Annotated in this window: 4 protein-coding genes; all 4 read left to right on the forward strand. The window is 38.9% G+C overall.

The genetic code is table 11. The features are described 5' to 3' along the window. A partial coding sequence (locus B4237_RS14245; protein WP_286943659.1) for an AMP-binding protein occupies positions 1–1,391 on the forward strand: 1,391 nt, incomplete at its 5' end. Between the two features lie 59 nt (positions 1,392–1,450). Next, complete coding sequence (locus tag B4237_RS14250; RefSeq protein WP_278595219.1) at positions 1,451–2,191, forward strand: class I SAM-dependent methyltransferase; 741 nt, start codon at positions 1,451–1,453, stop codon at positions 2,189–2,191. 251 nt (positions 2,192–2,442) lie between these two features. Beyond that, on the forward strand, positions 2,443–3,732 hold the full coding sequence (locus B4237_RS14255) for a DcaP family trimeric outer membrane transporter (protein ID WP_278595220.1): 1,290 nt from the start codon (positions 2,443–2,445) through the stop codon (positions 3,730–3,732). Between the two features lie 95 nt (positions 3,733–3,827). After that, complete coding sequence (locus B4237_RS14260; RefSeq protein ID WP_286943662.1) at positions 3,828–5,189, forward strand: MFS transporter; 1,362 nt, start codon at positions 3,828–3,830, stop codon at positions 5,187–5,189. Positions 5,190–5,316 lie beyond the last annotated feature (127 nt).

Below are 5,316 nucleotides of genomic sequence, written 5' to 3' on the forward strand. Positions count from 1 at the left end.
TCAATCCAGCCTATAAAAGCCATGAACTTGAGTATGTGCTCAATAAAGTCTCTTGTAAGGGCTTAATTATCGCATCTCAATTCAAAACAACAAATTATCAGGAACTTCTCACTAGAATTGCGCCAGAAATTAGCTTTTGTACGGATAAGATCATTCATGCTGAGCGTCTGCCATTCTTAAAATTTGTTATCAAAATTGATGAACAGCAACATACAGGGATTCATCGTTTTAGTGATCTGGTCACACCACCAACTGCCGATCAACTTGATCAACTCGATCTTGCAAGCCAACAACTACAATTTGATGAAACCATTAATATCCAATTCACTTCTGGTACAACAGGCAATCCGAAAGGAACCATGTTGACGCATCATAATATTCTAAATAATGGATATTTTGTCGGTGAGGGCATTCGCCTAACGTCTAAAGATAAAGTCTGTATTTCTGTGCCATTATTTCATTGCTTTGGCATGGTAATGGGGAATCTAGCATGTATTACACATGGCGCGACAATGGTATATCCATCAGCCGTGTTTAATCCATTAGATACATTAAAAACCATTCACGAAGAACGTTGTACAGCTGCTTACGGTGTACCGACGATGTTTATCGCAACGTTAGAACATGAACAATTCAGTGAATTTGATTTATCAAGTTTACGTACAGGCATTATGGCAGGTAGTCCTTGTCCACGTGAAATCATGCAACGTGTGATCGAGCGTATGCATATGTCTGAAATTACAATTTGTTATGGAATGACAGAAACTTCGCCTGTCAGTGCTCAAAGCTCTGTCAACGATACCATTGATAAGCGTGTAAGTACTGTAGGTCGTGTACACCCACATGTTGAAGTCAAAATTGTTGACCTTGAAGGGCAAATTGTTCCGACAGGTACTTTAGGCGAATTATGTGTGCGTGGTTATTCAGTTATGGCTGGATATTGGGGTGAAGAAGAAAAGACTCGTGAAGTGATAGACGCAGCGGGTTGGATGCACACGGGTGATATTGCAGAAATGGATGCTGAAGGCTTCGTTAAAATTAAAGGACGAATCAAAGATGTCGTGATTCGTGGTGGTGAAAATCTCTTTCCAAAGGAAATCGAGGATTTCTTATATACCCATCCCGATATTAGCGATGTCCAAGTGATCGGACTACCTGATCTTCGTTATGGTGAAGAATTATGTGCTTGCATTATTTTGCATGAGCATCATCAGAGTGATGAAGAGAGTATTCGTAGCTTCTGTAAAGACCACATTTCACATAATAAAGTGCCACGTTATGTTAAATTTTTTAGCGAGTTTCCAATGACTGCTTCTGGCAAAGCTCAAAAGTTTAAGTTACAGGAAATCATGCGTGCTGAACTGAACTTAACGGCGACTGTGTTTGACTAGGATAATAAATAATTCATTGAAAGAACGTATTGAAATAGCTTGAACATAGGTAGATAAAAATGGCAAAAGATTTTAATAGCTCGAAAGTAGTCGATGAATATGATCAGCATATCCGTAAATTAATTCCGGGTTATGAAATGCTCCATCAACAAGTGGATGCTATTTTACAGTCAGCTTTACCCCCAAAAGCACATATCTTAATTGTGGGCTGTGGTACAGGTTACGAACTGGAATATCTACTTAAGAAACACCCTGATTGGATGTTCACTGCAGTCGATCCATCAGCAACCATGCTACAAAAAGCTCAAAAACTTGTTTCAGACATAGGAAAATCTGATCAAGTCTCATTTGTACATGGTGAAACCTCAGCTTTAGCCGATCAAGCTTGTTTTGATGCAGCACTTTCAATTCTTGTCGCACATTTTATTGCTGATGACTCAAAAAAGGCTTTCTTTCAAGAGATTTATAATCGTCTGAAAGACACGGGACTTTTAATGACCTATGACTTGATGACTTGTACCGATTCTCAACAATTTCAGGCACTACAACATTTGTGTCAGCACAATGGACTGACATCAACCCAGTGCCAGAAAATGATTGAGCGTCTACATCAAGATTTTTCAACCGTTCGTTTTGATGAATATCAGCAATTATTACTCAAAACAGGCTTTGAGCATGTGTATTCCTATAGTCAGATTTTGATGTATCAAGGATTCATCGCACACAAAAAGCAATCGAATGCTTTAGTGATGCAAGATTCTAAAAATGTGGCTTTAACCCATCATGGAATAAAACATTAATACTAAAATTTAACTTGTAACTTTTTACCAAGCGTTTGATTGACAGTGGCTCATATTTGCCACTGCGAACCTCTTTTGCCTGTGAAAAGTGAAAAATCAAATTAAATAGGAGGTGAATTACAGATAAATCAATGTGTTGAGATTAAAAACAAGAAATGTAATGCGGTTAGGTATGACTGCAAAGGATACAAAGCAAACAAATAACGATCTTAAAAGAACTTAATGATCAGGAAAGAAGGAAGTTTATTTAAATGAAAAATTTCATTTTAACGGTACAGAAAAGTGTTTTGGCTCTATCCGTAGTGACTGTCATGTCACCTACATATGCAGCTTCTGAAAGTGCTGAAATCGAACAGCTACGCCAAGAGGTGAAAGAGCTAAGAGCGATGTTGCAACAGTATGTACAACAATCTACGCCCGTACAGACAGCGGCAGCACCCTCAACACCAAGTACGACTATGCCACAAACGGTTCAACCATTTACGCCTAAACTCAGTACTAAATCAGGTGCTGAAGTCAATTTGTATGGTTACATTCGTGCCGATGCCTCATATCAAGCTCAAGGTGCATCGAGTATGTATAACAATATCAACGGTGTTCCTCTAGAGGGTACACCTGAAGAATCTCAACAAAAAGACCGCTTGCACACCACAGTGAGTGTGACACGTTTTGGTTTGAATTTTAAAACGCCATCTGCTCTAGGGGACGTAGGTGGGAAATTAGAAATGGATTTCTTTGGAGGTTCATCACGTGATCAATTTCGTATTCGCCATGCATATTTGACCTTAGATAAATGGTTAATTGGTCAAACATGGTCAACGTTTATTGCACCTGAATATTATCCTGAAACCATTGATGCAGCGACTTATGTGGGGGGTGCTTTACAACGTTCTCCATTGGTTCGTTATAGCGATAAACTCTCAGAAAATACCAGTTTTGCACTAGCGGTTGAAGATCCAAAATATACAGCAACATCCGACCCCGACAATGAAATGCGCTTACCCGCATTTGTTGGGCGTGTGAATCACAAATTTGACAATGGCTCGATGCTATCGGGACGTAGTTTTGTTGCTGAGAAAAAAACCAGTAATGACAATGAATGGGCATGGGGTGTAGGTTTAGGAGGTAAATATCAGCTCAATCCAAACACATTCTTAAAAGCAGACTACTACCACGTCAAAGGTGATGGACGTTTCCTGATGTGGACCAATAGTGGCTATGCAATTGATGACAAAAATAATATTCAAACCAATGAGTTTGACTCAATTTCAACGGGTATTACACATCAATTTAACTCTCAGCTTCGCTCTACATTGGGCTACGGCTATATGAAAGCTAAAGACAATAACGACTTCGCCCGTATCCAAAAAGATAATCCAAACCAAAACAAAGAGCTTTGGCAAGGTTGGATTAATGCCATGTACAACCCGTATAAGCCAATTACGCTGGGTATGGAATACGTCTACGGCGAACGTGAAACATTTGATGGCCGTTCAGGGACAGATAACCGCATCAATATGATGGCGAGCTATGATTTTTAATATAAATAAGACCTTGAATAATATGTTTTTTCTTTAAGGTGCATTATGTCGTTTTAAATAATGATTAAGAAATTATCTCATTGAGGAGATGAAGAATGACAACAGTTAATGTAAATGCAGTAATTGATCAAGCAAAATTTACCCCGTTTCACTGGACGATTTTACTCTGGTGCTTATTAATTATTATTTTTGATGGTTACGATCTCGTTATTTACGGTGTGGTATTCCCGTTATTGATGCAAGAGTGGTCAGTAACCTCGGTTCAAGCGGGAATGTTGGCCAGTACCGCACTCTGTGGCATGATGTTCGGTGCCATGCTTTTTGGCGCATTAGCAGATAAAATCGGCCGAAAAAATGTGATTTTAATTTGCGTCACATTTTTTAGTGGTTTTACATTTTTAGGTGCATTTGCATCGAGTCCTTTCGAGTTTGGTATTCTACGATTTTTAGCAGGTTTAGGTATTGGGGGAGTGATGCCAAACCTCGTTGCACTGACTTCTGAATATGCACCTAAACGCATACGCAGCACTTTAGTCGGCACGATGTTTAGTGGCTATGCAATTGGTGGAATTCTTTCTGCACTAATCGGTAGTTATCTAGTCGAAAGTCAGGGATGGCAAATCATGTTTTTGATTGCAGGTATTCCTTTACTTTTATTACCAGTGATTTGGAAATTTCTTCCTGAATCTTTGACCTTCTTGGTTAAAACAGGAAAGACTGAACAAGCACATCGTATTATTCAAAAAATTTCACCAGAACAAACTATTACCAGCAGCACTCGCTTAACTTTAAATGATGATAACGTCCCAACAGGCAGCTCTGTCAGAGGTCTGTTCCAGCAAGGACGTGCATTCAATACACTGATGTTCTGGGTATTGTTCTTTATGTGCTTATTGATGGTTTATGCATTAAGTAGTTGGTTGCCAAAACTGATGCTTGCGGCAGGCTATTCACTTGGCAAGAGTATTTTGTTCTTACTTGCTCTCAATGTCGGAGCAATGATCGGCTCAATTGGCGGCGGTATTCTTTCTGATAAATTCCATTTAAAACCCGTCATTATGGGAATGCTAATGGCAGGCGTTGTGGCGCTCGTTGGCTTAGGATTTAACTCACCAGCTTATGTTTTATATGGTTTAGTTACTGTGGCTGGTGCTGCAACTATCGGTACTTCAATTCTACTTTATAGTTATGTTGCTCAGTTTTATCCACTTAGCGTCCGCTCAACAGGCATTGGTTGTGCTTCAGGTGTTGGACGGATCGGTGCAATTGTCGGGCCAATTTTAACAGGCATGTTACTGACCTTAAACCTTCCACATACAATGAATTTTGTGATGATTGCTATTCCAGCCATGATTGCAATCTTTGCGATTTTAAGCTTAAAGCGTCATAAGTTTGATGAAGAAGAGCATCAAGTGGAACAAATAAAAGTAAGCCTAACTGAGTCGAGTAATGTTTAATCTAATTAGCAAAATTTAGTTCTTTAAAAGAAGAATAAAAAGCCCATTAAATATTTGATGGGCTTTTTAGCTATATAAGCAATAATACAATATAGATATGATTTTATTAGGGTGTGTTGACACTTTT

Source organism: Acinetobacter sp. UBA6526 (assembly GCF_002434875.1).
Lineage (GTDB): Bacteria > Pseudomonadota > Gammaproteobacteria > Pseudomonadales > Moraxellaceae > Acinetobacter > Acinetobacter venetianus.

Excerpts from the sequence above, each read along its gene's own strand:
- B4237_RS14250 (WP_278595219.1), top strand. The coding sequence starts at position 1,451 with ATGGCAAAAGATTTTAATAGCTCGAAAGTAGTCGATGAATATGATCAG.
- B4237_RS14260 (WP_286943662.1), top strand. The coding sequence starts at position 3,828 with ATGACAACAGTTAATGTAAATGCAGTAATTGATCAAGCAAAATTTACC.
- B4237_RS14255 (WP_278595220.1), top strand. The coding sequence starts at position 2,443 with ATGAAAAATTTCATTTTAACGGTACAGAAAAGTGTTTTGGCTCTATCC.